Here is a 26,067-nt window from a genome sequence, read left to right on the forward strand (position 1 = left end):
ATGACTGACCCGACCGCACCGGTAGACCAGACGCCGGCACTGCCGCCTGCCCAGCCTGATCCCATGAAGATGCAGGCGCGCGAGGAGGCCGACGTAAAGCGGTGGCTGGATCGGTACGAGGCAGTTGGCACATTCGACGAAGAAGCCCGCAAGCAGTACGCCAAGGACCGCCGCTACGCGCGAGGCGACTCGGGGTTTGAGGTCGACGCCAACCTGATCGGCACGAACATCGACATTCTGGAGGCGCACCTGTATGCGCGTGATCCTGATTTCGATGTCGTGCCGGGTCGGGCCATGCGCCCGCCAGATGCGATTGCCCTGCGCGACGCGCTCGACGACCAGCTGCAGGGGAGCCCCGAGGCAATCCAGGCTGGTGCTCAGGCCGCGGCTCAGGCGGTCGCAATGGGCGCACCTCCTGATCAGGCTATGATCGCCGGCCAGGCGGCCCAACAGGCCTACATCCAGCAGCAGATCAGCCAGCAGCTGACCGACATGCGCAAGGCGTACATGCGCCGGCAGCGGGACATCAAGGCGTTCGCTGAGTCGCTGGAGATCGTGGGCGAGCGCATGTGGGAGGACGCCCAGCTCAAGCGCCGTGGTCGCCCGCTGGTGCGTTCAGGTCTGACAGTCGGGCTTGGCGTCATCAAGGCAAGCTGGCAGGAGCGCACTGCGCCGAGCCCTGAGACGCAGAAGCAGATCAACGACCTTCAGGAGAACCTGGCACGTGCAAGGGCGCTGCAGCAGCAGCTGATCGACGGATCGCCCGGCTTGGTCACCCGTGCCTGGGATTTCGCCAAGGGCGTGTTCGGTGACGATCAGGAGGCCACGGTTGTCGAGTTGGAGCGCCAGCTCCAGGCTATCCGGTCCCAAGCTGACCCGGTCGTGGCGCGCGGTTTCGTCGTCGACAACGTGCAGCCGGAGAACTTCCGTGTGGCGCTGGGCTTCACCATCGCCAACCATCTGGATGCGCCGTGGTGTGGCGACCACTTCTACCTGGACTTCGATGCGGCGCTGGCAGCTTTCGGCCCCCGGCTGGCGCAGTTCGACAACGAGGGCAGGGCAGAGCGTGTTCTCGGCCAGGCCACGAGCTACACGCCACGCAAGCCGGTCATGGTACAGACCGACTCTGGCTCGCTGACCACCCCGGAAGCCACTGAGGCCGATGCCTTCGAGAAGGGCAGCACGGCCAAGACGCCGAAATTCGTCCGGGTCATAGAGATTTGGGACGCCACAAGCAGCACGGTCCTGACCGCGATCGAGGGCCTGAGGTTCTGGGCCAAGGATCCGTGGACGCCCGTCAGCACGACCCGGTTCTACCCCTACTTCGTGTTCACCACCAGCGAGGTGGACGGTCAGCGTCACCCGCAATCGCTCGTCACGCGCACCATGAAGCTGGTGGACGAGTACAACCGGATCGGCTCGGCTGAAGCGGAGCACCGGCGGCGCATCCGGCCCAAGATGATGTTCGCGGCTGGACAGCTAGCGGAGCCGACGGTTACGAAACTGGCTAAGGGTGTGACGCAGGAGATGGTGGCTGTTGAGGTCACCAATCCCCAAACGCCTTTGGCCAACCTGTTCTATCCAGTCCCCTACGCTCAGATCGACCCAGCGCTGTACGACCGGCAGCGGATCATCAACGAGATCGAGCGCATCTGGGGCGTGCAGGAGGCCTTGGCCGGCGCTGTGACTCAGGGCAAGACTGCAACCGAAGCTGACATCCAGCAGCAGGGATTCCAGGCGCGCACTGGCGCTAGGCGCGACCAGCTGGAGAGCATGCTGTCGGACCTGGCGCGCTATACCTGCGAGGTGTGCTGGGCCTATCTGACCGTCGAGGACGTGCAGGCCATCGTCGGTCCGAATGCGTTCTGGCCACCGTACACAAAGCCGGGCGATCTGGGGCAGTTTGTCACCGTGAGCATCCGCGCCGGCTCGTCTGGCAAGCCGAACACCGCGCTGGAGCGTCAGGCATGGTCCACCCTCCTACCAATGCTCCAGCAGGGCATTGCCCAAATCGGACAGCTGCGTCAGGCCTCGCCGGCCAGCATCGCTGATTCGCTGGAGCAGCTGCTCAGGATCACGGCTGAGCGCAGCGGCGAACGCTTCGACATCGACCAACTCATTCCGCAGGGCGACAGCGACCCGTCTGCGCCTCCGGCTATGGGCATGCAGCCGAGCCCAATTCCGGGCGTGCCAAGCGCCCAAGCCGCCGTCCCCGCGCAACCCATGGCGCAGAACCCTGCGCCCCCTCAACCCGCCCCCCTCTGACCAGGAGCACCCATGGACCCCGAGAACAACACCCCGCCGGCAGACTCTACGCCGCCCGCCGAACAGACGCCCCTTGAGGCCTTCGACGCCGGCATGGCCGCGGCTGAGCCCTCGATCGACGAGCTCGCCCCGGCGCCCGCTCAGGCCCAGGCCGAGCCCCCGCCAGGCACCGTTGAGGCGAACGAAGCCGCTGCCGCTGCAGCATCGGCGCCGCCCGCCGCCGAGGGCCAACCCCCGGCCGATCCTCCCGCGGCTGACGACACCGCTGCCGAAGTCCAGGCGCTCGGCCTGAAGGACAAGGCCGCTGACCGTTTCCGTGAACTCTCCGAAGAACGCAAGACCATGGCGCCCTTCCGTGAGGCGCTGGACAAGGCGGGCATCAAGGACGCCGCCGAGCTGCCCAAGCTGGTCGAGCGCGCCAAGGTCGGCGAGGACATGGTCAACATGGTCATGGAGACCGGCGCTTCGCCTGAGCAGTACGGCAAGACGCTGGATTACCTTGGGTTGCTGGGGCGCTTGGGCAAGGGCGATACCGCGGCTGGCGAGGAGGCCTGGAAGCTCATGCAGGGCGAGTTGGCCGCGCTGGCTCAGCTGCTGGGCCGCGAGGCACCCGGCCACGATCCGCTGGACCAGCACCGAGATTTGGCTGATCTGGTCACCGCAGGTGAGATGCCGAGGGAGCGGGCCTTGGAAGTCGCCCAGCTTCGCGCCCAGCAGGCCGTGCAAGGGCAGGGATTCCGTCTCCAGCAGGAGCAGCAGGCCGCACAGGCCGCCGAACAGCAGGGCCGCACGTGGCTCCAGCAGTTCGACGCCACCATGGGCGCAAGCGATCCGAACTACGCCGCAAAGCGGCCGATGCTCAATGCGCTGGTGGCCAACATTCGTCAGACCGTGCCTCCCTCGCAGTGGCCCCAGGCCGTGCAGGCTGCGTATGCGTCAATTCCTTCATTCCCAGCTCCTGCGGCGTCCGCCTCAGCCGCGCCGGCTCAGCCCGCGAAGCCGCCGCCGGGCCCGATGCGGCCCTCCGGCCCGCAGCCGTCCATGCTGCCGGACAACGCCAGTCCGATGGAGGCGCTTGACTTCGGCATGCGCCAGGCAGGTTGATCAGAAAGAGCCCGGCGAGCCGGGCTCTCCTTTTTACCGTTGACGCCCCTTGACAGGGGCATAGCGTGGTCATGTCGCCCGCAGGCGACACCACGCAAGCAGTACGCCGGAGTCGCGCCCGGCAGGGCCGCAAGAGGGTTCGCCCGCCTCGATGCCGTGGATGGAAGTCACCCCATTCCCCTCATTCGAGAGCACGACCATGCCTTTTACCGCCGCTCAGATCGCTCAGGGTGCGAACTACACCCTGGAGACGTTCCGCCGCAACGCCCCGATTGACAACATCAACATCAACCATGTCCTGCTGAAGTGGTTCATGGACAACAAGGCCGTGTCCGTCTTCGGCAACGGCTTCTACAACGAATCGGTGTTCGTCTCGAACGACTCGAACTACCAGAACTATTTCGGCGCAGACCAGGTCACCTACAACTCGCGCGACCCTGTCCGCCAGGCGAAGTACACCTACGCCAACTATCACGACGGCTTCTGGTTCGACGAGGACCGCCTGAAGGCCAACAACATCGTGATCAGCGAGGACGGTATGGATCCGGCCACGACCTCCGAGAAGGAGCAGTTGGTCAACCTGCTGGAGGTGTCTTTCACTGCGCTCCAGAAGGGCATCCAGGATGGTCTGGCTCTGGAAACCCTGCAGTCGGGCGCCCAGTCCGCCAAAGCTGTGGTCGGCCTGGACGCGCTCGTGAGCACCACGCCCACCGTCGGCACCGTCGGCAACATCGACGCGAGCGTTGCGACCTACTGGCGCAACAACACCAACCTGGCGATCAGCACCGGCACCGTGGGCAACGTGTCCAACGGCATGGATGCGATGTGGGACAACTGCGTGCGCTACGGCGGCCGGCTGCCCAACAAGATCGTCTGCGGCTACGCCTTTTACACCGCGCTGAAGAACGAGGCACGCACCCAGACCACCCGCGAACTGTCCGGTGGCGGCGTGGCCCAGGGCGGTGTGACCTACGACGTGGCGACGAAGGGCCTGTACTACCGCGGCATCCCGGTGGAGTGGGATCCGACCTTCGAGCAGCTGGATGCCGTGGTCGGCGCGATCACCTATCCCTGGACCAAGCGCTGCTACTTCCTCAATAGCGACGTGATCAAGTTCCGTCCGATGAAGGGCGCCTGGGACGTGAAGCGCAAGCCGCAGCGCCTGCCCGACCGGTATGTCCTGTACTTCGGCAACACCGGCTCCTACGGCATGACCACCAACCAGCGCAACGCCACTGGCGTGCTGTCCATCGCCTGAAAGATCGGCTCCGGTTCGCCGGGCCCTCCTTCCTCACATACGAGACCACGCCCATGAACCTTGTGACGCTCACCACGACCGGCCAGCAGCTGGGTCGTTCGCCCTTCCTCACTGGTGGCGACGCTATCGCCATCAATCTCTCGGCCAGCTCCGCCACGATCCAGGGCGCGGACACGCTGTCCGGCACCTACACGACCCTGGCAACCGTGCCGGCCACCACGATGATGTTGGTCACCAACCTGCCCAAGTTCGTGAAGCTCTCGGCGGCTGGCACCGGCGTCTACCTGCAGGGCAGCGGCGGCTCCTGATCGGGGGCCGCTTCAGCCTGACCCACTCACAGAGCGAGACCCGACATGACCGATTCAACCAAGACCTTTCCCGTCCTCCTGCTGGACATCAAGCGCGGTGTCGATCACATCCCGTTCGAGGCGCTGGAGCATGAGCTGCCGATCCTCAAGGCCATCCATTTGGAGGAAAACGTGCAGGTGTTCGATCAGGAATACGGCGAGGTCGAGTTGCCCAACGACGCCGATGCGGAACTGCGGCGTCTGCGCGCCAAGTACGACGACAAGAACGACCGCATCGTGTTCCAGATCTATCGCAACCCGAAGGACGTGGCCGACGCCACGGGCTTAAAGGTGACCGGCTCGTCGACGACCGTCCAGCAGTCCGCGCAGATCGTCAACGACAAGCCCGCCAAGGCCAAGGCCGCCAAGGCCAGCTGAGTCGCTCGGTCAGGAGTGACACCCGGGGCCGGCTGGGCAACTGGCCGGCCCCTTCTTCATCGGAGCATGCGTGGACATCAGCCAGATCAACTGCGATTGCCAGAGCGAGACCTACGGCAATCAGACGCTCAAGGAGTTGCGCGGGCGGCTCATGTCGCGTCTGGGCTACGGCGCCCAGGTCGCAGCGCCGCCGCCAGGCATGAAGGATCTGCTGAACGATTTTTTGCAGGCTGCGCAGCGCACGCTCTACGAGCGCACCCGTGGCTACTTCCAGCTGGAACGCTACTTCAGCTGGCCGCTGACGGCCGGCGTCCGGCTCTACGACCTCATGGGCAATGAGCAGACCTGCGACAAGCGCATGAATCCAGGCAAGGTCACGTGGGTCGGCATCCAGAAGGATGGCATCTTCCGCCCACTGTGCCGCGGCATCGAGCCGCGCATGTATTCCACCGATGAGACCGGAATCCCTGAGCGCTACGAGATCCGGGAGTGCATCGAAATCTGGCCTCGCCCCGACGAAACAGAGGGGCAACTGGTCATCAAGGGCATGTTCGGCCTTGATGATTTTGCTGAGGATCTGGACCGGACCACCATCGACTCTGAACTGGTGTTTCTGCTGGCCCTGGCCAACGCCAAGAGCCACTATCGTCAACCTGACGCGCAGACCTACTACCAACAGCTGGAGGTGATGCTGCAGAACATCGTGGCCGGGTCGCACCAGACGGCGCGCTATATGCCTGGAGACCGCGCCATCGCGCCTGTCTACGTTCTGCCCAAGCCTACGGTGCCATTCGCATGAGCGGCAGGCCAGTTCGACTCAACGCGGCCAAGGGCGGCATCGATCGCCAACGGACCAAGGGCGGAGCCAGTCCCAACACCCTTTACATGCTGCTGAATGGGTACGTGACTGCTTCAGGCGCGATCGAGAGCCGGGATGGGACATCGCCTGTCAACTCGGGCTTGGCGAACACGCGCGGCCTTGTCGCCCACAATGGCGGGCTGGTGGTCTTCACGCACCAGCAGGTCAGCATTCCAGCCAGTAACCCGCCTGTCAGCGCTGAGATTCTGGTCAACCGCAACGATCCCACCCAGCCGATCAAGGAAGTTCACTTCGCGGCAGCCTTTCTCGGCTACCTCTATGTTGCTGCGGAGTACAACAACGGCGACGTGATCCATTACTGGCTGCGCAGTGTCGATGCATGGCAAGCTGGCAAGGCCTACACCATCGGCGATGTGGTGCGGCCAAATACGCCAAATGGGTTCACTTACACCGCCCAGCGCGTTTCCAGCGCCTACCCGACCTGGCAACCGAATGTTTCACGCGTTACAGGCGAGAAGGTCGAGCCCACGACAGGCAACAGCTACTACTACGAGGTCACCAACACGGTGGGTGATGCCCCAAGGAGCGGCACAATTGAGCCGACTTGGCCAGCTATTACTGATTCTGTGGTCTATGAGGATGTGGATCTCGGGACCACGTCCAACCCCAATCCGAACGCGTCCTCCGGGACTGGCGAAACTTTGCCAAGTGATGTTGACGACCGCTATGGCAACAGTAGTGGCCCGCGGTGTCCGCATGTGGACGCGTGGGTCGTCGAGTATCGCCGCGGGCTGATCCGCGCTGGAGACGTGCTCGTGGGAGACCGCTTGCTGCTGGCAGATCCGGGATCCCTGGAAGATGCCTGGGGGGAGGTGACTTACTCAGAGCTTGCTCAGGCTCCCGGGGTACGCATAGGCACGGAATCTGGGTTGACCCTGACTTGCTCGGACACTGCGCCCATCCCGGTCGACGGGGGCTATCGAGCCGCGCCGGACACTCTGCACCACGCTGTGCCAATGCGTGAGCTTGGCCGGGTCATAATCACCACCGTGGTGCATGTCGGCTTGATCCCAGTCCAGCACATCACCGTGGGCGATCGCTGCTTCTGGGTTGGCGATATGCCTGATGGCCTGTTTCTCCACCACAACATCAAAATGGTTGACGAGGCTCAGGCATGACCGCGCCAAAGTGGAAACCATCGACAAGCTATGCGCCGAATACCATCGTTCAGCGCGCAACAGCTCTGCCGGTAACTCCTGCTCAGGTCGTGAACGGCGACTTCTCGTCTGGTGCGTCCGGCTGGACTTTCGGCAGTGGTGCCGGCGTGGGGGGCGGCGGCTACGGTGGTGGGAACTGCGTCAACTTCAACGGGACGGCTGGCGTCGTTCAGGTTGCTCATGACCCCGTTGCTTGCGGCGCAGGCGTTGGACTCCGCGCGTCGTGCTTCTATGCCCAGGGCGCGGCCAGCAGTGGTCACAATGGCGGCCGCGTGTTCCTAAGGTTCCTTGGCCCTGGCGGTGTTTCGCTTGGCTCGCCGGTATACGGGAACACGGTCGACAGCAGCAGCGGAGGTTGGAAGTCGTCCTCTGTCGCGGCGTCATCGCCAGTGGGGACCTTGCAGGTTCAGATTGGCATTGAGGTGAACCGAGACCGTGGCGACACTTCGTTCGCCGACAACTTCACGTGGTCGCTGACGACTGCCGCCACGGCGGTGGGCTTGGTCTTCAAGGCCACCCAGGCTTCGGCGGCCACTTCAGGGGCTACTGAGCCAACCTGGCCTACGACAGCGGGAGGAACTGTCACTGACGGCGGTGTGACGTGGACGGCCATCCTCGCAACTCGCGTTGAGTGGACCGCGCGACCGCTCCTTGTGTCAGGTTCCACCGAGCCGCAATTCACCGCTGCCGATGGCACTCTGACCTCAGACAACACCATTGCGTGGCTCGCTGATACCAGGGAGATCAAGGACAGCAAGTGCCCGCACTCCAAGGTGGTGGCTATCATGTCGTCTCACGTGTTCGCCGCTGACGGCGACATTGTGAGGTTCAGCGCCTCTACCAACCCGCTGGACTGGACGAGTGAGTCAAACGCGGGATACCTGCCCACCGGACTGCAGCAGGACAACGCCAACGACATGCTGGTGCTCAACCAGTACCGGTCGAACCTTGTCTCACTGAACGCATCGGTTTTCCAGCATTGGCAGATGGATCCAGATCCGACGGCGATGGCGCTGTTGGACCAGCTCCCCGGCATTGGATCGGTGTGGCAGAAGGCTGCTGCTCCAGTGGGGACCGAATTGTTCATCTTGACGGCCCAAGGTGTGCGCTCTATCGGCGCATCGGCAGCGACACAGAGCCTGACAACAGGTGATGTGGGCATGCCGGTAGATCCGCTGGTAAGGGACGCGCTCAAGACGGCGCTTGCGACAGGTAAGCAGCCTGTCGGCACCTATGTCCCTGGCGCTGGGCAGTACTGGCTGGCCTTTCCTGACCACCCGGAGGTTGGTAGATCCACTGTTTTCGTCTACTCGATGGTGGCCGCGACTAAAGTGCGCGCCTGGAGCATCTACGAGTACCCGTTCGCCGTTGAGGCCTTCGCCCAGCTGGGGAACGATCTCTACATTCGGCACGGCGATGAGATAAGCGTTGTGTCTGAAGGCGTGACTTCGGACACCGTGGGCGGGAAGGCCATCGACTTCCCCGGCCAGGTGCAGTTCCAGTGGCTGGACTTGGGCGGACTTGGCGGCGGCAAGATGATGGAAGGCTTCGACATCGTAGCTACGGGCTCGCCCCGGGTAAGCGTCGGCTACGACCAGCGCGACGCGGGCGCCTTTACTCCGCCCTACGCTGTTCCTGCCGACACCATCCCGGGGGGCATCATCCCCTTGGCTGTTACGGCGCCAACGATGTCCATTCGCGTGGATTTCGACGGCGGCGAACCGTGGAGCTTGCAGGAGGTCAGTCTTTACATCTTCGACAACGGGGGAGGGCCGTAATGCTGACAATGAGCGCCCCTGTCCTGGCTGATTTCCTGCATGTGGCGCACCACATGCGTGAGGATGAGCGCGCCCAATGGCTCGCCCTAACGGGGGCTAAGGCCTACTCGCCTGACTCGCTGGCATTGGCCGCCGCTTCCGGCTCCGGATACCGCTGGGCTGTCCGTGACGAGGGACGCGCGGTGCTGATCGGCGGATTTGACGAGGTGCGTCCGGGTGTCTACGAGGCCTGGCAGATGAGCACGGCCGACTCTTGGGCGCGCTGGTGGCGCTCGTTCACCCGGATCAGCCGCCGGCTGATCGAGTGGATGGTGGGGAGCCATGCTCACCGCGTGCAGGTTGTGGCGCAGGCCAGTCGAGTCCAGACGCATGCTTGGTACTCGCGCAGCCTCGGGCTGACATGCGAAGGGGTGTTGACTGGCTACTACGCCGACCGTACAGACGGGCTGATGTTTGCGAGGTGCGCATGAGCGGCGGGTCCAACAATGCAGGCAAGGAAGCCAACCGCATGGAAAAGGAGCGCCAGGCGCGGATCGCCGCCACGCAGGCAGCGGTCAACAACGTCTTCAATAGCTCTGGCCGGGCTGCTGACATCGCTGATGTCGTGAACGCGACGCGCGACTACTACACCGACCAGCTGAACACCCAGAAGGCCAGCAGCGACCGGGATCTGCTGTTCTCTCTGGCGCGCGGCGGTTTGATCGGCGGGTCGGCTAACATCGACCTGCAGCGCGACCAGAACAAGGCCTACAACAGCGGCCTGTTGGATGTGGAGCGCAGGGCGCAGGGCGCCGGTAGCGATCTGCAAGCCGCAGACCAGACGGCTCGGGCCAACTTGATCTCGCTGGCGACCTCTGGACTGGACTCGACGACAGCCGCACAGCAGGCCGCAGCCGCGCTAAAGACGAACCTTGCCTCAGCTCAGTCGACGGCGACGGCTAACGCGCTTGCGGACGGCTTCAGCAACTTCAACACCACCCTCAAGCGGATGCAGACGCTTTCTGACGAGCGCCGCGCCAACCAGGCGGCGAATCTCAGCCTGTATGGCAGTACGGGCGGCATGTACGGGGGGTACGGGAAGTGATCGTACGCAAAGCAACTCACGATGACGTGCCGGCAATTCTTGCCATGGGCGCGGCTTTCTTCGCTGCCAGCGGTTACGGCGCGCTAACCAGCTTCGACCCCGACCACGCTTCGGTGGTGGTGGGCATGATGATTGGCACCGGCACGCAACTAGTGGCCGAGCACGAGGGCGCCTTGGTCGGCATGGCTGGCGCGGTTGTAGCGCCGCACACCTTCAACTTCCGCGCCCTGATGGCGCATGAGGTCATGCTGTGGGCCATGCCGGAAGCACGCGGGCTTGGCGTCGGCCGGGCGCTGTTCAAGGCATTGGACGCCGCGTGCGAGGAGGCCGGCGCGGTCGGCCTGCAGATGCTGATGCTTGAGAACAGCCCTCCCCATGTCGCGGATCTGTACGAGGCCGAGGGTTTCCGGCCCAGCGAGTCCGCCTGGACCAAGAGGTACACCTGATGGCCCTTACCACCGGCACCGCCATCGCCTTGGCTCTGTCAGCGGCCGCCTCGGCCGCGCAGTACCAGAACAGCGTCAATACGGCCCGTAAGCAGGACAACGCCGCGACCCAAGCGATCCGCAACCAGAGCGCGATCCAGCAGCAGGCCGATGCTGACGTTAACAACGAGGTCCAGAAGCTGGCGCAGTCCAATGCGGCGGACGACCGTGCGAATCGCCTGAACCAGTACATGGCCACCCTCCAGCGCGGCAGGCAGCAGGCCAACGCCGGGCTGGGCGGCGAATTTGGCTCCGATGCCTTCAGGACTGACAGCGCGGCCGCACAGCAGGCCGTTGCGGACAAGGCGGCCACTACGGCGGGCCTGATGTCGCGGATCGATGCCGGCGCGCTCCAGCGCCAGGGCGAAAACACCAGCTACGGCAACCTCGCCACCGACCTGGGGCTGATCCAGCGTCAGGCGGCCGGCCAGGCATACGTCGACAGGCTGCGCCAAGCGGCCATCCGCCGGAATCCCTACGTCGATCTGGCAGCCGGGATTGCCGGTGGCGCGGCTGGCGGGATTGGCGGCGCCTATGACGCAGCTGCGCTGGACACCAGTGCAGTTAATGCGGGGATGGCAGCGAACAGCGCGAATCTGACCAGGAACTACGATGCAAGGATCGCGGCCCAGATGCGCGGGATCTACGGAGGCTGACCATGGCTGATCCCTACTTCGAACTCGGCGCACAGCTGGGGAATCTCGCCACCGGCGGCTGGCGTGACAATAGCCACAAGGCCTACTACGACCAACTCGGCCGGGTGGGGCAGGCCGAGGGCTTGCTGGCGCAGGCCCGCAGTCGTCGAGCCCAAGCGCTCATCGACGAGGGTCAGCAGCAGCAGATCGGGCGGTGGGCCGCAGATCCTGCAGCCGCCGCTGCGGAGCTCGGCACCACGCCGGGCGGAATCGGCGTCCTTCTCGGCGGCGGCGGCAACGCAGCGCAGCTGGCGACGGCGCTGGGAACGCTCGGAGAGACAGGATTCCGGCGCGACGCCGCTGCGCGCGCGACACTGGGCGACTGGAACGGCGCCAATGCGGCGCTGATGGGTGTCGCCAATGGCCCGGTCCAGTTGGGCACGGTCGAAGGTCAGAATTTGCTGCAGAACCGACTACTTGTCGGTGGCGGCGGCATCTCGACCACCGAACAGGGGCAGGCCGGAATCGCCGCAGACGCGGCCCGGGCTCGTGCGTCCGACGCCAGTGCGGCGAGCAGCTACGCTAGTGCTAACGCCACCAACCAGCGCCTGCAGATCGCCAAAGACCAGTTCGCGCTACAGAGGGCAGGCAGGTGGGATCCGTCCGGCGCCAACATCGGCGCGACTCCGGCGTCTAAGGCCACAGAGGGCGAGCGCAACGCGGCGGGCTTCTTACAGCGCATGCAGGCGGCCAGCGGCGAGCTTGGCGCCTTGACCGATGCTGGCTACGACCCGACCAATCTGCGCGATTTCGCGACTGCGGGGTCGCTGCTGGGCAACTTCGCCGCCAGCGATCAGGGCCAGCAGTACCACCAGGCAGCCATGAACTGGATCCGCGCCAACCTGCGCAAGGAGTCGGGTGCAGCGATCGGCAAGGATGAGGCCGACAACGAGTACAAGAACTACTTCCCGCAGCCGGGTGACTCGGCGGCGGTCATCCAGCAGAAGGCGCGCAACCGCGCGGTCACCGAGAGCGCAATGCGCCAGTCTGCCGGGCGTGCATTCCAGCCTGGGGCGCTTCTTGGTGATTCGCCTGCGGCTTCCGCTACATCCTCGCCCGTGCAGCGCGCCCGCAACCCTAAGACGGGCCAGACGCTCGTGCTGGTCAACGGTCAGTGGGTGCCAGAATGACCACGCCCCCGCTTCCGCCTGGCTTCGTGCTGGATGAGCCGCCTCCGCTCGAGATCGAGATCAAGGGCGGCCGGCGGGCCAGCCAGGCCACGCCTCCGTTGCCGGAGGGCTTCGAACTGGAGACTCCGGGCACGCCTCCCGCTGCCAACAACTCCGCGTTTGCCCGGATGATCAGCGGCGAGTCTGCGTCCCAGGAAGGCGGCTTCCTGCGTGATCTGGGCATGTCCGCGCGCTCGGTCATTCAGGGGGCTGGCGGGCTACTCGGCAGCGTCGGCGATGCCTTCAACCACTATCTCGTCCCGGGCGATCAGCCGAGCTACCGGGAGGCCGCATCCGCCCTGGCCGACAGGATCGGCCTGCCATCTCCTCAGACCAAGCAGGAACGAATCCTGGGCGATATCGGCGAGGCGCTGACCGGCACGGGACTGACGATGGGTGTGGGTGGGCTACTCAATGCCGGTCGTCAGGCTGTCAGTGCAGCCGCGCCTACCGGAGGCCAGTTGCTGGGCGACTTCCTGACCGCGCAACCTGTGTTGCAGACCGTAAGTTCCGCTACGGGCGCTGGAGCTGGCTCCATGGCGCGCGAGAATGGCGCAGGAGTTGGCGGGCAATTAGCAGCCTCACTGCTCGGCGGCTTGGCGCCAGGCGCCGTGACTACCTTGCCAGCGATGACTGCGCGTGGGGCCCTCCGGGGAGGCGAAAGCAGCCGTAAAGCTCTGGCCGATGCCATTTCTGACTTCAGTGTCCTGGGATCGACTCCCAGCGTTGGGCAAGGAACTGGCGCCTGGAGCCGCCAAGGTGCAGAGAGCCTGCTTGCGGCTGGGCCGACCAGCGCCGGGGTCATCGGGCGATTTGCCGACCGCCAATCGGAAGAACTAGGAACGGGACTGCGTGCACTCGCAGACGGGCTATACAGGAACCCGAGTGCTGAGCGAGCTGGGCGGGCGATCGAGCAGGGAATCCGCGGAGATGGTGGTTTTATCAAGACCTCGCGCGAGCGTGCCGACCAGTTGTACGGCCTTCTTGATCAGCAGATTGCCCCGGATAGCCGCGTGGGCGTGAGCAACGTGCGCCAGGCATTGGCAGATTTGAATGCTGAGATTCCGGGCGCTCCAAGCGTGTCCCGATTCTTTCAGAACGCTCGACTTCAGGGCATCGAAGGCGCTCTCGCGCAAGATGCTGGCGGTATTGAGGGCGCACTGAGCCGTCCAAACGTCCGTGCGGAAGCCGATCGCATTCGGCAGGAATTGAATGAGCGGGCAGCTGTGCGCCGAGCCGAATTGGCTCAGGAGGCTCAGATGCAGCGCGGGGATTTGGTCGCCGAGGCTGGGAACCGGCGCGACACGCTGATGGCTGAAGCTCAACTCAAGCGGGAAAGGCTTGAGAATGCCGCCGAGGAAATGCGTGTCAACCTGTACTCAGAGCGGCAGGCAGCGTTGGAGCGGAACGCGCGTGCACGAGCGCTCAATATGAACAATTTCGAGCCTGTGCTAAGCGATGCAGAGATCGAGGCAAGGATTCCGACCCGCGCAAGCATTGAGGCCCAAATACCTACTCGTGAGCAAATTGAGGCCCAAGTGACGCCGCTTGCTGCTATTGAACAGATTACGCCGTCACCCGCTGCTTACAATGACCCACAGTTCGGACAGGACTACATTGAGGGCCAGGTTAGGCAGTACTTGGAATCTCAAATCGATGACAAGCTTCCTTACGAGGCAGTCCAGAAGCTCCGGACCCTTGTTGGGAACGAGCTTGAGAGCACTTCGCTCGCATCAGACATCCCCAGGAGCAAGTGGCGGGCCGTCTACGCAGCCCTGAGCAAGGATATGGAAGCATCGGCCACCACGCCTGAGGCACAGAAGGCGCTGGCGCGCGCCAATGCTTACTTCAACGCTCGTTCCAGCCGAATTGACGCTATTGACCGCATTATTGACCGTAACGGTGGCCCGGAGAAGATTTTCGGCGCTGTCATGGGCGGAACCCGAGACGGCGGGACCACGCTACGTGCAGTGATGCAGTCTTTGCCAGAGGAAGGTCAGAAAGCCATCACGTCAGCCGCGATACGTCGCATGGGGATGGCCAATCCGGGCGCTCAAGACGCAGCTGGAGAGGCCTTTTCGGCGGCGACCTTCCTGACGAACTGGAACAAGGTTTCGCCAGAGGCGAGACGCGCGATGTTTGACCGATTCGGGCCTGGATTCAGCGCGGACTTGGACAAGGTGGCTAAGGTCGCAGAACGGATCAAGGACAGCGCCGGGGTGTTGGCAAACGCCTCTGGATCTGCGGCGAAGGGTGCCGGCGTCGGCTACTGGGGGTCTTTGACCGCATCGCTTCTACTGGGGCGGTTGGAGACGGCTGCCGGACTAGCTGCAGCTGGCGCCACCGCAAATGGAATGGCTCGAGCGATGACAAATCCTAGGATCGTGAAGTGGCTGGCAAAGAACACCGAGGTTCCAGCGGGCGCATTTGCCGCCCAGCTCCAGACGCTCAGGAATATTGGCAAGAACAACAATGACCCGGGAGTCACCGAGTTCGCCAACGAATTAGCCTCAACGGCTGAACAGGCTAAACAGAACCCAGAGGATCGACGCCGGCAGGGCGATCAATAGCGCCACGCCGCCCCATCCGAAAACGATGTCGTGCCACCAGCGCTTGGGCATAGAGCGCTCAAGCATTGCGTCAGTCCGTTCCTGCTGGATTTCGGCCCAAGTTTTCAGGGGCTGGTATCGGTTGGCTTTCCAGTCGCTCATGCCCGCGATCCTACACCGTTTTACCGTTGAGGCGTGCCCGGGGCTGGCGAGGATTGGCGGCATGAGCATCGACCAGGCCAAGGCCATCAACCGGAGCGCCATCACGCCGGCCCTGCGGCTGCTGCCGGCTCGCATGGACACGCTACAGGCGCGCGTCGAGCTGCTGGCGATCAGCGGCCAGGAGGCGGACTTCCGCCACCGCTGGCAGGTCGTGGACCCCGCGCGGCCCGATGTACGCGGCCCAGCTCGCGGGCTGTGGCAGTTCGAGCGCGGCGGTGGCGTGCATGGCGTCCTGGGGCAGGCCCAGACCACCCTGGCCGCCAAGGCGCTGTGCCAGGCGCGTGGTGTCCCGGCAGACGAGCGCGCGGTGTACGAGGCCTTGGCCGGTGACGACGTGCTGGCGGCCGGCTTCGCGCGGCTGCTGCTGTGGAGCGATCCGGCGCCGCTGCCGGCCGTGGGCGACGTGAATGGCGCCTGGCAGCTGTACCTGCGCACCTGGCGGCCGGGCGCATACACGAACGGCACGCCGGCCCAGCGCGTCCGCCTGCGCGGGAAGTGGGCCGGCTACTACGCTACGGCGCGCGAAGCGCTGGCGAAGGAAGGCTGAGATGCCACGTCGTAAGGACGCCATTGCGGGCCTTGAGGGCGTCATCCGGCTCGCGGAGACGCCAGGGGCCCGACCCTCCCCGAAGCTGCTGGAGGCCATCGGCAACAAGGTCAGGGATTCCATCGAGTTGCTGAAGGAGCCTGACCCCGAAAAGCAGCGGGTCGGTTTCATCCTGCTGGCGATCAAGCAGAGCACCGAGATGCGCAAGTATCTGCGCAACGGCAAGGAGCTGCGCCGGGTCTACGTGGTGGACCTGGACCTCTACAACTGGGGCATGGATCAGCTCCACAACCTGGCGCTGGACGCATGAGCTGGGCCGGGCGCAATGCTGGGGCCGGCCGCATCGGCATCGCGGTGCTGATCCTGTTCCTGTACGGCATGGCGATGGCGGCGCTCACTGGCGTGACCATCCCCGAGAACAACCGAGACGCCTTCTCCCTGCTCCTGGGCGGTCTGAATACCGCGCTGGGTGGGGTAGTTGGCTACTTCTTCAACATCACGAGTCGCAGGCAGGACATAGCACCATGACCTGGGCAGCCCTTATCGAGCTTATCGGCGGCGTCCGCGCCACCGTGTGGGCTGGCCTGCTGGTCGTCGCGCTGATCTGCCTTGGGCAGCGCTCATGCGCTCTGGCCGAGGCCCGCAAAGCACTGTCCGATGAGCGCGCCGCGTGGGCGAAGCAGACGCTTGAGCAGGCCAACGACGTGATTGCCGCCCAGCAGAAGGCCCGCGCTGCCGAGCAGGCGGCTGCCCACCGTCAGAGCGAGATCGCCAATGCATACGAGGAAGGGAAGGCCGCAGCCCAGGCTGCTGCTGATCGGGTTGCCGCTGATCTGCGCGATGGCAATCTCCGGCTGCAGCAGCGCTGGGCGTCCTGTGCAGCCACCGCCAGTCTGTCCGGTGCTGCCAGCTCCCCCAGCCGGCCTGATGCGGGCGCCGACGACCGAGCAGCGAGTGCGGGCCGAATTGTTGGCGCCGCCGCCGAGTGCGACGCCCAAGTCCGCGGTCTCCAAGCCCTAGTCCGAAGCGACAGGACTACCCCGTGAGCAAAGTCCGCGTCCAACGCTACCAGACGCTGGGGTATGCCACGGTCGACGATGGAGCGACCCAGGGTGCCACCATCGGCGAAGACGTGTTCAACGCAGACGGCTCGCTGTTTTCGCCACTACAGGTGACTGCCTTGGCCAACGTCCCGGACGATGCCAGCGCCGCCGCTGCTGGCGTGCTGATCGGCGGGCTCTACCGAAACGGCTCGGTGCTTATGGTGCGCGTGTCCTGATTTGCCGTTGAGGCCGCCGCAAAACGGGGCAGGGTAATCTCGTCTTCACCTGTCCACCCTGCCCATGCTGCCTGTCACCTGGACCCAAGTCCCCATCGTTGGCACCTTCCAGCGGGCTGACGGTACGCCACGCGCCGGTGGGATCATCACGTTCGAGTGCGCCCAGCAGGTCACCGCAGGGGACACGGTGGTGAACCCGCGCAAGCTCATCGCCAAGCTCGATGCCAACGGATCGATGCCATCGGGATTCAAGCTTCCTGCTTCGAATGACCCTGATATCTCTCCGACTGGCTGGGCTTGGCTGGTCCGCGAGGAGTTCCCGGGCGGTCGTGACCCGTACTACATGTTCGTGCCGTATACCTCGGTAAGCATCGACTTGGCGACGGTCACTCCAGTGGTTGACCCTGGCGTGCTATCCCCTTGGATGACGGATGCCGCGCTCGACCCTGCGCTTGCCGCTCGTGGAGTTGACCAGTATCTGCGCCCGAATCTTGCTGACTCGTCGACCGGAAAGGGCGCTGCGCTAGTGGCATTCCAGCAGTCTGGCGCAGCGACAGTCGCCCGCGACACTGCCGCCAAGTTGCGCGAGCGCTACAGCGTCCTGGATGTCATCCCCACGGCGCTGCACGCAGGCATTGCCGCCGGCAGTGGCACAACGAACGTGGCCAGCTACATCGCCCAGGCCGTGGCCAATAGCGATGACGTGGTGCTGCCGCCTGGTCGCTACTACGTGACCGACGCCATTGCGGTCCCGCCTGGCAAGCGCCTGCGCGGCTCCGGAAAGCACAAGACGATCCTGTATGTCCCGGCCACCTTCAACCTTTCTGCATCCGGCGTGATCGTGTTGCAGGCCAACACTGAGCCTGGCTCGGCCGTCGAGGACTTGACGATCATCTTCGTGCAGCCCGATACCAACGTGCGCGCCAATCTGACCCAGTACCCGCCCGCGATCAAGGCCAACGCCGCGCCGCGCTTTGCGGTGCGCCGGCTGCGCATCGAGTGCGCCTGGAACGGCATCGACATGAAGGGCAACAACGGCGGGGCGGTCATCGACGACCTCGAAATCTCGTCCTTTAACACCGACATCGACATTGATGGGTCGGTGGACTCGGTCAAGCTCACGAAGCTGCATATCTGGCCGTTCGGCCTTGTGGCGAGGCCGCTGCTTTACTCGCTGTATGAAAGCACCCTACACACCGGCATCAAATCGGGGCGGTGTGATGACTTCCACCTCTCCGATTCGATCATCTTTTCTCTGTCGATCGCGACCAACTTCTACCAGTCCGCCAGCGGCACCACCTTCGGCAGCATCGTGGAGACGGACTTCGACGACCGCGGCGGGGTCAACGTTTCGGCCGGCGCGCTCACGCTGACGGGCTGCTACCTTTCGGTGGGTAAGACCGACGCTGTGATCGGTAACATTTCTGGTGGCGCGGTCTCTTTCGCAGGCTGCACGATTACGCTCAACGCGATTCCGAACGGGGGCACGGCGCTGATCGTCAGCGGCGCATCGACGACGGTCAACATGTCCGGCTGCCAGTCAGGATCGGGCACGATTGACGCGACACTGGTGTCGGCCGGCTCCGGAGCGCGCTTGACCATGGCGGCCTGCGACTGGAGCCGCGACGGTGCGACCGCCTACACCAAGCCGACCGTGGTCTACAACAACGCCACGGGCGCGGTCACGGGGTGCTCTGCACCTGCCAAGACGGCAGGCGCTGGCACTTTCATTGCAGTGCAAACCGATTCCCACGTGCGCATTGCGCATAATTCCGCGCCGGGCTGGGGCAACGCCTTCCCGGCTGGCGCCGTCGCGAATGCCAAGTTCACCTCGGCCGGCGTTTCGGGTTGTGGAACGGGCACCGGCACGCCCGACGGCGCGGGGAACCTGACGTTCAACCACGGCCTGCCGCTGCGCCCCACCCTCGTGCTGCCCACTGCCATTGGCTCCGGAGGACTGGTCCACATGCAGTTCGTCAGTGCGACCGACACGACCGCAACGGTCAATGTGCGAAACGATGCCGGCGCAGCGATCACGACATCGATCACCTATGGCTGGGTGGCATTCAACTGAGCCCTCTCGGCAATCACCGCCGGCACCGGCTCTCCGCGCCTGACGTAGCGGTCCGGTAGCCGGCGCAGGATCGCCTCGGCTTCGTCCGCCGGCATCTCTCGTGGCACCGCCACCCAGCCTTGGCCGCGGCAGTCCGGGCAGAACTGGTCCTGCAGGTTGCACCGCGGGCACGCCCAGAAGTCCCAGGCCTCCCGGGGCAGGAAGACGCCCTGGCCGCAGTGGTAGCAGGGGATGCCGGCCTGGTCCAGCGTGATGCACCGCCGGCCGCAGGCGTCGCATACGGCGGGCGCGCCCTTGATCCAGGGTGGCTGGTCTGGTCTGGATCGGCGGCCCATGCTGGGCAGGGTACGCGGGGCGGTCGCAGGGGGTGAGATGCCGGAATTTTTAGCAGCCCAGGAAATTTTGATCTTTGCGCCACCAACGAAAAAGGCCTCGCATCGCTGCAAGGCCTTGTTCCGTAACGCTTAGATCGCCACCAAGGTGGTGGCCGGGGAGGGAATCGAACCCCCGACACAGGGATTTTCAATCCCTTGCTCTACCAACTGAGCTACCCGGCCAGTGCTGCACTTGCGGCCGAGCCGAAGCGAGGCGCGCATGATACGGATGGATTCCCGATCCGGCAAGACGCCTGGTCACTGAACGTGCGGCGGCGCGGCCGTGCCCGCTCGGCGGGCCGGGTGCATCATCGCTGTCCCCGACACGGTTCGCCACCGGAGACGCCGCATGCAACGTCCGCGATTCGCCCGCCTGCTCACCGCCGGCCTGCTGGCCGCCCTCGGCGCGGGCTGCGCCACCACCGGGCTGACCGATGCGCAGGAACTGGCGCTGTACCAGGCCCACGCCGGCGAGCCGGTCAAGAGCTTCACTGTCTTCGGCCAGCTCAACGGCTGGTCCCCGCTGGGTGACGCCGCGCTGGCGGTGTGGGCCCGGCCCAGCGAGGCCTACCTGCTGGAGCTGACCGGGCGCTGCGTCGATCTGGATTCGGCACCGGCCATCACCGTGACCAACCAGGGCGGCCGGGTCTATGCGAAGTTCGACGACGTGCTGGTGCTGGGCGGCCTGCACAACAGCTTCCGCATGCCGTGCCGGATCGCCGCGATCCGGCCGCTGGACGTCAAGGCGCTGCGGCAGGCGCAGAAGCAGCTGCGCCAGGCCAATGCGGCCGAGCGCCAGGCCGGTGCGCCGCCGGCAGGCAACGAGTGACAGGTGGCCATCACGGCGCGCTTGCGCGCGCAGCGCTCTGATCGAAAGTCCCGCAATCGCCAAGCAAGAAGGAGACCTGCCATGACCCGATGGACTTCGCTGCCGGCGATGGCGCTGACGGCCGCACTGCTGGTCGCCGGTTGCGCCACCACCGGCCTGAGCGACACCCAGCGCCTGGCGCTGTACCGCGCCCATGCCGGCGCGCCGCAGAAGGACCTGAGCAATGCGGACCGCCTGATCGGCTGGACCGCGCTGGGGGACGAGGCGGTGGCGGTCTGGACCCGCCCCAACGAGGCCTATCTGCTGGATCTGGGCAACAGCTGCAACGGGCTGAACAACGCGACCACGATCCTGATCACCAACCTGCTCGGGCAGGTGTCGGCGGGCATGGATCGGGTGACCGTCTTCGACCGCCCGGGCGGCTTCCACGTCAGCTGCCGTATCCAGAGCATCCGCAGACTCGACACCCAGACCATCCGTGCCTCGGAGCGAGCGCTGCGCGAGGCGAAGCTGGCCGAACGCGAGGCGTCAGACGCCGGCAGCTGAGCCTCAGGACTGCGGGTCGGGTGCGACGTAGCCGGCGGGCTTCTCGGCCTCGCCGCCGAACAGGAACTTGCGCAGCTCGGCTTCCAGGAAGGCGCGGTCCTTCGGCGTGCGCGGCGAGAGGCGGTTCTCGTTGATGAGCATGGTCTGGTGCGCCAGCCACGCGGCCCAGCCGGCCTTGCCGATATGGGCGAACACCTGCTGCCCCAGTTCGCCGGGATAGGGGACGAAGTCCAGGCCTTCGGTGTCTTTCTTCTCGTACTGGCAGAACACGGTGCGGGGCATGTCAGGCATCCAGGAGTTTGCGGATGGGCGCGGGCAGGCCCAGCGTGGTCAGTTCCGCCGGGGCGACCCAGCGAAGATTTTCATTGTCGCCCACCGCATCGCGCGGCGACAGGCGCGCCCAGCGCAGCGGCTGCATGTGCAGGCGGTAGTGGGTGAAGGTGTGCGGGGTGTCGGGCAGTTCGTCGGCGGCCTCGAAGTCGCCGGCCAGATGCGCGTCGAACCAAGCGCGCGCCGCGCCGGTATCGTCGGCCTGCGGCAGCGACCACAGGCCCGACCAGATGCCCACCGGCGGCCTGCGCTGCAGCAGCACGCGGCCCTGCGCGTCGAAGGCCATCAGCATCACCGCGCTGCGCTCGGGCAGTGGCTTGCCGGGCTTGGGCGTGGGCAGGGCCTCGGTGAGGCCGTCGCGGAAGGCGACGCACTGCGGATTGACCGGGCACAGCAGGCAGGCCGGATTGGCGCGCGTGCACAGCGTGGCGCCGAAGTCCATCTGTGCCTGGGTGTAATCGGCCAGCCGACCCTGCGGCACATGCTGGACATGCTCGATCGCCAGCGCCCACAGTCGTTTCTCGATGGCGGGCAGGCCCGGCCAGCCGGCGATGCCGTGCACGCGCGACAGCACACGCTTGACGTTGCCGTCCATGATGGCGAAACGGTCGTTCCAGGCCTGGCTGAGGATGGCGCCGGCGGTGCTGCGACCGATGCCGGGCAGGGCATGCAAGGCCTCGAAGTCGCGCGGCAGCTCGCCATCGTGCAGTTCGACACAGCGTTTGGCGGCGGCGTGCAGGTTGCGGGCGCGGGCGTAGTAGCCAAGTCCCGCCCACTGCGCCATCACCTCGTCCGAGCTTGCGGCGGCAAGATCCGCCAGCGTGGGAAACGCCTGCAGGAAGCGCTCGAAGTACGGAATGACCACGCGCACCTGGGTCTGCTGCAGCATGATCTCCGACAGCCACACGCGGTACGGCGTGCGCGGATGCTGCCAGGGCAGATCGTGGCGGCCGTGCTGGTCGAACCAAGTCAGGAGCGGGGTGGCGAAGGTATCGATGGGGGGCTCGTGCTGGCTTTGGCTCTCTTCTCCGCGCGGGAGAAGGTGGCGCGAAGTGCTGGATGAGGGGGCTGGGTGAAGCGCTGGGCGTTTAAACGGTATGGCCTCGGCTGCACCCTCACCCCAACCCCTCCCCCCAAGATGGGGCTGATGTCCCGGAGGGAGAGGGGCTGAAAGCGTCAGGGGCTGCCGAGGGCTTCGGGGAGCAGGGCGTCGACGAAGGCTTCGGCGTCGAAGACGCGCAGGTCTTCGGGGCGTTCGCCGATGCCGGCGTAGCGGATCGGGATGTTGAACTCGCGGGCGAGGGCGAATACCACGCCGCCCTTGGCGGTGCCGTCGAGCTTGGTCACCACCAGGCCGGTCACGCCCACGGCCGCATGGAACTGGCGCAGCTGCGAGAGCGCGTTCTGTCCGGTGGTGCCGTCGATCACCATCAGCACCTCGTGCGGGGCGCTGGCGTCGACCTTGCCCAGCACGCGGCGGATCTTGCCCAGCTCGTTCATCAGGCCGGTCTGGGTGTGCAGGCGGCCGGCGGTGTCGGCGATCAGCACCTGCGTGCCGCGCGCCTTGCCGGCCTGCAGCGCGTCGAAGGCGACCGAGGCTGCGTCGGCGTTCTGGCCCTGGGCCACGACGGTCACGCCGTTGCGCTCGCCCCAGGCCTGCAGCTGGGCCACGGCGGCGGCGCGGAAGGTGTCGCCGGCGGCCAGCATCAGGCTGAAGCCGTCGTCCTTGAAACGCTTGGCCAGCTTGCCGATGGTGGTGGTCTTGCCGACGCCGTTGACGCCCACGGTGAGCACCACGAACGGCTTGGCGTCGCGGTCGATCGCCAGCGGCACGGCCACCGGCTTGAGGATGGCGATCAGCTCGGCGCGCAGGGCGGCCAGCAGCGCGTTGGCATCGGCGAACTCGCGCGCCTTCATGCGCTTGCGCAGGGATTCGACCAGGGCGGTGGTGGCGGTCACGCCGACGTCGGCGGTGATCAGCGCGGTCTCGATCTCGTCGAGCAGGTCGTCGTCGAGCTTCGGGTTGCGCGAGAACAGGCCGCCGAAGCTGCGCGCGAAGGCGCTGCCACGCAGGCGTTCGCGCCACCCGGGCTTGCCGGGCGCGGCGGCCGGCTTGTCGATGGAGGTGGGGCGGGGCGCGGTGTCGGGCGCGGGAACCGGCGCTTCGACGGGCGGTGGGGCGATCGCTGCCGCGGGGGCGGGCGCGACCGCGGGCGGGGCGGCGGCCACGACGGGCGCGTCGGCCACCGGTGGCGCGGGAACCGGCGTATCGATCAGCTGCTGCGGCGATGGGCCAGGCACGACGACATCGGGCTGGACCGGCGCGGCGGGCGCGAAGTGCCGGGGCTCGGGCGTGATCGGCGCGGACGCGGGTTCGGCGGCCTGCAGGGTTTCGGCGACTTCGCGCGCCTGTTCGAGCGCGGCGGCCGCGTCGGCGGCATCGGAGGTGGCCGGGCGCGCGTCGGGAAAGGCGGCGGCCAGCTCTTCCACGCTGTAGCGGCGGGTGCTGCCGTCCTGGGCGGACGCTGCGTCCTGCGGCTTCTTGCGGCGGAAGAAACTGACCATGTGCAGCCTTGGTAATGCGAAAAATGAGGGCGCAGATGCTAACACCGGGGTCTGGAAGGCCTGGTGTGCGGGGGTGCGACGGGTGCAATGAAGGTGGGGACTGCCGCGGGCTGGTCGTGCCCTCGCCCCAACCCCTCTCCCGGGGGGAGAGGGGCTCAAGCGGCTTGGGACTTGGGGCTTCAGCGGGACAGGTCGAGCAGGAGCTTGTTGAGGCGGCGCACGTAGCCGGCCGGGTCCTTGAGGCTGTCGCCCGCGGCCAGGGCGGCCTGGTCGAACAGCACGCGGCTCAGGTCGCCGAAGCGTTCCTCGTCGCTTTCCGCATCCAGGCGCTCGATCAGGGGATGGGCCGGGTTGAACTCGAACACCGGCTTGCCCTCGGGCACCTTCTGCCCGCTGGCTTCCAGGATCTGGCGCATCTGCAGGCCCAGGTCGCCCTCGCCGATGGCCAGGATCGCCGGTGAATCGGTCAGGCGATGCGACACGCGCACCTCGGACACGTCCTCGCCCAGCGCGTCCTTCAGGCGTGCGACCAGCTGCTCCTTCTCCTTGGCGACCTGCTCCTGGGCCTTCTTGTCCTCCTCGGACTCCAGCGCGCCCAGGTCAAGGTCGCCGCGGGCGACGTCGACGAAGGACTTGCCGTCGAACTCGGTCAGGTAGCTCATCAGCCACTCGTCGATGCGGTCGGTCAGCAGCAGCACCTCGATGCCCTTCTTGCGGAACACCTCCAGGTGCGGGCTGTCCTTGACCGCGGCGAAGCTCTCGCCGGTCAGGTAGTACAGCTTGTCCTGGCCTTCGACCATGCGCGCCACGTAGTCGGCCAGCGCCACGTCCTGGGCGTCGGTGCCGGACCTGGTCGAGGCGAAGCGCAGCAGGCCGGCGATCTTCTCGCGGTTGGCGTAGTCCTCCGAGGGGCCCTCCTTGAGGACCTGGCCGAACTCCTTCCAGAACCTGGCGTAGTCCTCCGGCTTGTCCTTGGCCAGCTTCTCCAGCATGTCCAGCGCGCGCTTGGTCAGGGCCGACTTCATCGAGTCGATCACCGGGCCCTTCTGCAGGATCTCGCGCGAGACGTTGAGCGGCAGGTCGGAGGAATCCACCACGCCCTTGATGAAGCGCAGGTACAGCGGCAGGAACTGGTCGGCCTGGTCCATGATGTAGACGCGCTGCACGTATAGCTTCAGGCCCTTGGCCGCGTCGCGGTGGTACAGGTCGTAGGGCGCGCGCGAGGGCGTGTACAGCAGCGAGGTGTACTCGAGCTTGCCCTCGACCTTGTTGTGGCTCCAGGCCAGCGCGTCGGCGTGGTCGTGCGCGATGTGCTTGTAGAACTCCTGGTATTCGGCGTCGGTCACCTCCGACTTGGGCCGGGTCCACAGCGCGCTGGCGCGGTTGACCGCCTCCCACTCGGGCGCGGCCGGGGCCTCGCCTTCGGCCGGGGCGGGCTGCTCCTTGAGCAGTTCGACCGGCAGGGCGATGTGGTCGGAGTACTTCTTGACGATGCCGCGCAGGCGCCAGCCGTCGGCGAAGCCTTCCTCGCCTTCCTTCAGGTGCAGCACGATGGTGGTGCCGCGCTGCGGCTTGTCGATCGTGGCGACCTCGAAGTCGCCCTCGCCCCTGGAGGACCAGTGCACGCCCTCGCTGGCCGGCAGGCCGGCGCGGCGGCTGTAGACGTCGACCTGGTCGGCCACGATGAAGGCCGAATAGAAGCCCACGCCGAACTGGCCGATCAGGTTGGCGTCCTTCTTCTGGTCGCCGGAGAGGTTCTTGAGGAAGTCGGCTGTGCCGGACTTGGCGATGGTGCCCAGGTGCGCGATGGCCTCCTCGCGGCTCATGCCGATGCCGTTGTCCTCGACGGTGACCGTGCGCGCGTCCTTGTCGAAGGAGATGCGGATGCGCAGGTCGCTGCCGTCGCCTTCCAGCAGGGACGCGTCGGTCAGCGCCTCGAAGCGCAGCTTGTCGGCCGCGTCGGCGGCGTTGGAGACCAGCTCGCGCAGGAAGATCTCCTTGTTGGAGTACAGCGAGTGGATCATCAGCTGCAGCAGCTGCTTGACCTCGGTCTGGAAGCCGCGGGTTTCCTTGTGGGTTTCCGGATGGGTGTCGGTGGTCATGGGTCGTCGTGCTCCGTGGTGGGACCGGCCTGATCGGCCGCCGATGGCTT

27 protein-coding genes and 1 tRNA gene are annotated in these 26,067 nt (G+C 65.9%); 22 read left to right on the top strand and 6 right to left on the bottom strand.

Going from position 1 to position 26,067, the window contains the following annotated elements:
* From LAJ50_RS07245 to LAJ50_RS07310, 14 genes are all read left to right on the top strand, one after another.
* Positions 1 to 2,265 (top strand): hypothetical protein, encoded by a 2,265-nt coding sequence (locus tag LAJ50_RS07245; RefSeq protein ID WP_138654039.1) that lies wholly within the window; start codon positions 1 to 3, stop codon positions 2,263 to 2,265.
* Between the two features lie 12 nt (positions 2,266 to 2,277).
* On the top strand, positions 2,278 to 3,369 hold the full coding sequence (locus LAJ50_RS07250; protein WP_138654037.1) for a hypothetical protein: 1,092 nt from the start codon (positions 2,278 to 2,280) through the stop codon (positions 3,367 to 3,369).
* A gap of 199 nt (positions 3,370 to 3,568) precedes the next feature.
* Positions 3,569 to 4,627, top strand: coding sequence for a phage major capsid protein (locus LAJ50_RS07255; RefSeq protein ID WP_138654035.1), 1,059 nt, complete (start codon positions 3,569 to 3,571; stop codon positions 4,625 to 4,627).
* Positions 4,628 to 4,680: 53 nt separating this feature from the next.
* A complete protein-coding gene (locus LAJ50_RS07260; RefSeq protein ID WP_138654033.1) occupies positions 4,681 to 4,935 on the top strand; it encodes a hypothetical protein in 255 nt (84 codons plus the stop codon).
* Positions 4,936 to 4,980: 45 nt separating this feature from the next.
* Entirely contained in the window at positions 4,981 to 5,352 is a 372-nt protein-coding gene (locus tag LAJ50_RS07265) for a hypothetical protein (RefSeq protein ID WP_138654031.1), read from the top strand.
* Positions 5,353 to 5,422: 70 nt separating this feature from the next.
* Complete coding sequence (locus LAJ50_RS07270; protein WP_138654029.1) at positions 5,423 to 6,151, top strand: hypothetical protein; 729 nt, start codon at positions 5,423 to 5,425, stop codon at positions 6,149 to 6,151.
* On the top strand, positions 6,148 to 7,350 hold the full coding sequence (locus LAJ50_RS07275; RefSeq protein WP_205961541.1) for a hypothetical protein: 1,203 nt from the start codon (positions 6,148 to 6,150) through the stop codon (positions 7,348 to 7,350). The genes LAJ50_RS07270 and LAJ50_RS07275 overlap by 4 nt, the downstream gene beginning before the upstream one ends.
* Entirely contained in the window at positions 7,347 to 9,167 is a 1,821-nt protein-coding gene (locus LAJ50_RS07280; protein ID WP_138654027.1) for a hypothetical protein, read from the top strand. The genes LAJ50_RS07275 and LAJ50_RS07280 overlap by 4 nt, the downstream gene beginning before the upstream one ends.
* A complete protein-coding gene (locus LAJ50_RS07285) occupies positions 9,167 to 9,637 on the top strand; it encodes a hypothetical protein (protein ID WP_138654025.1) in 471 nt (156 codons plus the stop codon). Before LAJ50_RS07280 ends, LAJ50_RS07285 begins: the two co-directional genes overlap by 1 nt.
* Positions 9,634 to 10,251 (top strand): hypothetical protein, encoded by a 618-nt coding sequence (locus LAJ50_RS07290; RefSeq protein ID WP_138654023.1) that lies wholly within the window; start codon positions 9,634 to 9,636, stop codon positions 10,249 to 10,251. Before LAJ50_RS07285 ends, LAJ50_RS07290 begins: the two co-directional genes overlap by 4 nt.
* Complete coding sequence (locus LAJ50_RS07295; RefSeq protein WP_138654021.1) at positions 10,248 to 10,697, top strand: GNAT family N-acetyltransferase; 450 nt, start codon at positions 10,248 to 10,250, stop codon at positions 10,695 to 10,697. Before LAJ50_RS07290 ends, LAJ50_RS07295 begins: the two co-directional genes overlap by 4 nt.
* Positions 10,697 to 11,392 carry a hypothetical protein gene (locus tag LAJ50_RS07300; protein ID WP_138654019.1) on the top strand — a complete coding sequence of 232 codons (696 nt, stop codon included), beginning with the start codon at positions 10,697 to 10,699 and terminating at the stop codon, positions 11,390 to 11,392. Before LAJ50_RS07295 ends, LAJ50_RS07300 begins: the two co-directional genes overlap by 1 nt.
* A 2-nt stretch (positions 11,393 to 11,394) precedes the next feature.
* Positions 11,395 to 12,561, top strand: a complete 1,167-nt coding sequence (locus tag LAJ50_RS07305) for a hypothetical protein (RefSeq protein WP_138654017.1) — start codon at positions 11,395 to 11,397, stop codon at positions 12,559 to 12,561.
* Positions 12,558 to 15,170: a hypothetical protein gene (locus LAJ50_RS07310; protein WP_138654015.1), complete on the top strand. Its 2,613-nt coding sequence runs from the start codon at positions 12,558 to 12,560 to the stop codon at positions 15,168 to 15,170. Before LAJ50_RS07305 ends, LAJ50_RS07310 begins: the two co-directional genes overlap by 4 nt.
* Here the strand turns inward: LAJ50_RS07310 and LAJ50_RS07315 are convergent.
* Positions 15,111 to 15,311, bottom strand: coding sequence for a hypothetical protein (locus tag LAJ50_RS07315; protein WP_138654013.1), 201 nt, complete (start codon positions 15,309 to 15,311; stop codon positions 15,111 to 15,113). The two genes, LAJ50_RS07310 and LAJ50_RS07315, sit on opposite strands and share 60 nt — an antisense overlap.
* A gap of 61 nt (positions 15,312 to 15,372) precedes the next feature.
* On the opposite strand from LAJ50_RS07315, the gene LAJ50_RS07320 reads away from it, so the two are divergent.
* The 6 genes from LAJ50_RS07320 (at position 15,373) to LAJ50_RS07345 (ending at position 19,271) form a co-directional block, all read left to right on the top strand.
* Positions 15,373 to 15,918: a hypothetical protein gene (locus tag LAJ50_RS07320; RefSeq protein ID WP_138654011.1), complete on the top strand. Its 546-nt coding sequence runs from the start codon at positions 15,373 to 15,375 to the stop codon at positions 15,916 to 15,918.
* A 1-nt stretch (position 15,919) separates the two neighbouring features.
* On the top strand, positions 15,920 to 16,228 hold the full coding sequence (locus LAJ50_RS07325) for a hypothetical protein (RefSeq protein WP_138654009.1): 309 nt from the start codon (positions 15,920 to 15,922) through the stop codon (positions 16,226 to 16,228).
* A complete protein-coding gene (locus LAJ50_RS07330; protein ID WP_138654007.1) occupies positions 16,225 to 16,446 on the top strand; it encodes a hypothetical protein in 222 nt (73 codons plus the stop codon). The genes LAJ50_RS07325 and LAJ50_RS07330 overlap by 4 nt, the downstream gene beginning before the upstream one ends.
* Complete coding sequence (locus tag LAJ50_RS07335) at positions 16,443 to 16,964, top strand: endopeptidase (RefSeq protein WP_138654005.1); 522 nt, start codon at positions 16,443 to 16,445, stop codon at positions 16,962 to 16,964. Before LAJ50_RS07330 ends, LAJ50_RS07335 begins: the two co-directional genes overlap by 4 nt.
* Positions 16,961 to 17,197 carry a hypothetical protein gene (locus LAJ50_RS07340; protein ID WP_138654003.1) on the top strand — a complete coding sequence of 79 codons (237 nt, stop codon included), beginning with the start codon at positions 16,961 to 16,963 and terminating at the stop codon, positions 17,195 to 17,197. The genes LAJ50_RS07335 and LAJ50_RS07340 overlap by 4 nt, the downstream gene beginning before the upstream one ends.
* Before the next feature lie 64 nt (positions 17,198 to 17,261).
* Positions 17,262 to 19,271 (top strand): hypothetical protein, encoded by a 2,010-nt coding sequence (locus tag LAJ50_RS07345; RefSeq protein ID WP_138654001.1) that lies wholly within the window; start codon positions 17,262 to 17,264, stop codon positions 19,269 to 19,271.
* A 481-nt stretch (positions 19,272 to 19,752) separates the two neighbouring features.
* Here the strand turns inward: LAJ50_RS07345 and LAJ50_RS07350 are convergent.
* A tRNA-Phe gene (locus LAJ50_RS07350) sits at positions 19,753 to 19,828 on the bottom strand.
* Positions 19,829 to 19,994: 166 nt separating this feature from the next.
* Here LAJ50_RS07350 and LAJ50_RS07355 point away from each other — a divergent pair.
* Both LAJ50_RS07355 and LAJ50_RS07360 read left to right on the top strand, forming a co-directional pair.
* Complete coding sequence (locus tag LAJ50_RS07355; RefSeq protein ID WP_138653999.1) at positions 19,995 to 20,474, top strand: DUF6491 family protein; 480 nt, start codon at positions 19,995 to 19,997, stop codon at positions 20,472 to 20,474.
* 81 nt (positions 20,475 to 20,555) lie between these two features.
* On the top strand, positions 20,556 to 21,020 hold the full coding sequence (locus LAJ50_RS07360) for a DUF6491 family protein (RefSeq protein ID WP_224096508.1): 465 nt from the start codon (positions 20,556 to 20,558) through the stop codon (positions 21,018 to 21,020).
* 3 nt (positions 21,021 to 21,023) lie between these two features.
* Here the strand turns inward: LAJ50_RS07360 and LAJ50_RS07365 are convergent, their stop codons facing one another.
* From LAJ50_RS07365 to htpG, 4 genes are all read right to left on the bottom strand, one after another.
* Positions 21,024 to 21,302: an oxidative damage protection protein gene (locus LAJ50_RS07365; RefSeq protein ID WP_138653997.1), complete on the bottom strand. Its 279-nt coding sequence runs from the start codon at positions 21,300 to 21,302 to the stop codon at positions 21,024 to 21,026.
* Position 21,303: 1 nt separating this feature from the next.
* Positions 21,304 to 22,347: an A/G-specific adenine glycosylase gene (mutY, locus tag LAJ50_RS07370; RefSeq protein WP_138654113.1), complete on the bottom strand. Its 1,044-nt coding sequence runs from the start codon at positions 22,345 to 22,347 to the stop codon at positions 21,304 to 21,306.
* Positions 22,348 to 22,526: 179 nt separating this feature from the next.
* A complete protein-coding gene (ftsY, locus tag LAJ50_RS07375) occupies positions 22,527 to 23,915 on the bottom strand; it encodes a signal recognition particle-docking protein FtsY (RefSeq protein ID WP_224096509.1) in 1,389 nt (462 codons plus the stop codon).
* Between the two features lie 179 nt (positions 23,916 to 24,094).
* The gene (gene htpG / locus LAJ50_RS07380) at positions 24,095 to 26,017 is read right to left on the bottom strand and encodes a molecular chaperone HtpG (RefSeq protein WP_138654125.1); all 1,923 of its coding nucleotides are present in this window, start codon (positions 26,015 to 26,017) and stop codon (positions 24,095 to 24,097) included.
* Positions 26,018 to 26,067: the final 50 nt, after the last annotated feature.

The organism is Pseudoxanthomonas sp. X-1 (assembly GCF_020042665.1).
Classification (GTDB): domain Bacteria; phylum Pseudomonadota; class Gammaproteobacteria; order Xanthomonadales; family Xanthomonadaceae; genus Pseudoxanthomonas_A; species Pseudoxanthomonas_A spadix_A.

Excerpts from the sequence above, each read along its gene's own strand:
- LAJ50_RS07245 (WP_138654039.1), top strand. The coding sequence starts at position 1 with ATGACTGACCCGACCGCACCGGTAGACCAGACGCCGGCACTGCCGCCT.
- LAJ50_RS07250 (WP_138654037.1), top strand. The coding sequence starts at position 2,278 with ATGGACCCCGAGAACAACACCCCGCCGGCAGACTCTACGCCGCCCGCC.
- LAJ50_RS07255 (WP_138654035.1), top strand. The coding sequence starts at position 3,569 with ATGCCTTTTACCGCCGCTCAGATCGCTCAGGGTGCGAACTACACCCTG.
- LAJ50_RS07260 (WP_138654033.1), top strand. The coding sequence starts at position 4,681 with ATGAACCTTGTGACGCTCACCACGACCGGCCAGCAGCTGGGTCGTTCG.
- LAJ50_RS07265 (WP_138654031.1), top strand. The coding sequence starts at position 4,981 with ATGACCGATTCAACCAAGACCTTTCCCGTCCTCCTGCTGGACATCAAG.
- LAJ50_RS07275 (WP_205961541.1), top strand. The coding sequence starts at position 6,148 with ATGAGCGGCAGGCCAGTTCGACTCAACGCGGCCAAGGGCGGCATCGAT.
- LAJ50_RS07280 (WP_138654027.1), top strand. The coding sequence starts at position 7,347 with ATGACCGCGCCAAAGTGGAAACCATCGACAAGCTATGCGCCGAATACC.
- LAJ50_RS07285 (WP_138654025.1), top strand. The coding sequence starts at position 9,167 with ATGCTGACAATGAGCGCCCCTGTCCTGGCTGATTTCCTGCATGTGGCG.
- LAJ50_RS07290 (WP_138654023.1), top strand. The coding sequence starts at position 9,634 with ATGAGCGGCGGGTCCAACAATGCAGGCAAGGAAGCCAACCGCATGGAA.
- LAJ50_RS07300 (WP_138654019.1), top strand. The coding sequence starts at position 10,697 with ATGGCCCTTACCACCGGCACCGCCATCGCCTTGGCTCTGTCAGCGGCC.
- LAJ50_RS07305 (WP_138654017.1), top strand. The coding sequence starts at position 11,395 with ATGGCTGATCCCTACTTCGAACTCGGCGCACAGCTGGGGAATCTCGCC.
- LAJ50_RS07310 (WP_138654015.1), top strand. The coding sequence starts at position 12,558 with ATGACCACGCCCCCGCTTCCGCCTGGCTTCGTGCTGGATGAGCCGCCT.
- LAJ50_RS07315 (WP_138654013.1), bottom strand. The coding sequence starts at position 15,311 with ATGAGCGACTGGAAAGCCAACCGATACCAGCCCCTGAAAACTTGGGCC.
- LAJ50_RS07320 (WP_138654011.1), top strand. The coding sequence starts at position 15,373 with ATGAGCATCGACCAGGCCAAGGCCATCAACCGGAGCGCCATCACGCCG.
- LAJ50_RS07325 (WP_138654009.1), top strand. The coding sequence starts at position 15,920 with ATGCCACGTCGTAAGGACGCCATTGCGGGCCTTGAGGGCGTCATCCGG.
- LAJ50_RS07330 (WP_138654007.1), top strand. The coding sequence starts at position 16,225 with ATGAGCTGGGCCGGGCGCAATGCTGGGGCCGGCCGCATCGGCATCGCG.
- LAJ50_RS07335 (WP_138654005.1), top strand. The coding sequence starts at position 16,443 with ATGACCTGGGCAGCCCTTATCGAGCTTATCGGCGGCGTCCGCGCCACC.
- LAJ50_RS07345 (WP_138654001.1), top strand. The coding sequence starts at position 17,262 with ATGCTGCCTGTCACCTGGACCCAAGTCCCCATCGTTGGCACCTTCCAG.
- LAJ50_RS07355 (WP_138653999.1), top strand. The coding sequence starts at position 19,995 with ATGCAACGTCCGCGATTCGCCCGCCTGCTCACCGCCGGCCTGCTGGCC.
- LAJ50_RS07360 (WP_224096508.1), top strand. The coding sequence starts at position 20,556 with ATGACCCGATGGACTTCGCTGCCGGCGATGGCGCTGACGGCCGCACTG.
- LAJ50_RS07365 (WP_138653997.1), bottom strand. The coding sequence starts at position 21,302 with ATGCCCCGCACCGTGTTCTGCCAGTACGAGAAGAAAGACACCGAAGGC.
- ftsY (WP_224096509.1), bottom strand. The coding sequence starts at position 23,915 with ATGGTCAGTTTCTTCCGCCGCAAGAAGCCGCAGGACGCAGCGTCCGCC.
- htpG (WP_138654125.1), bottom strand. The coding sequence starts at position 26,017 with ATGACCACCGACACCCATCCGGAAACCCACAAGGAAACCCGCGGCTTC.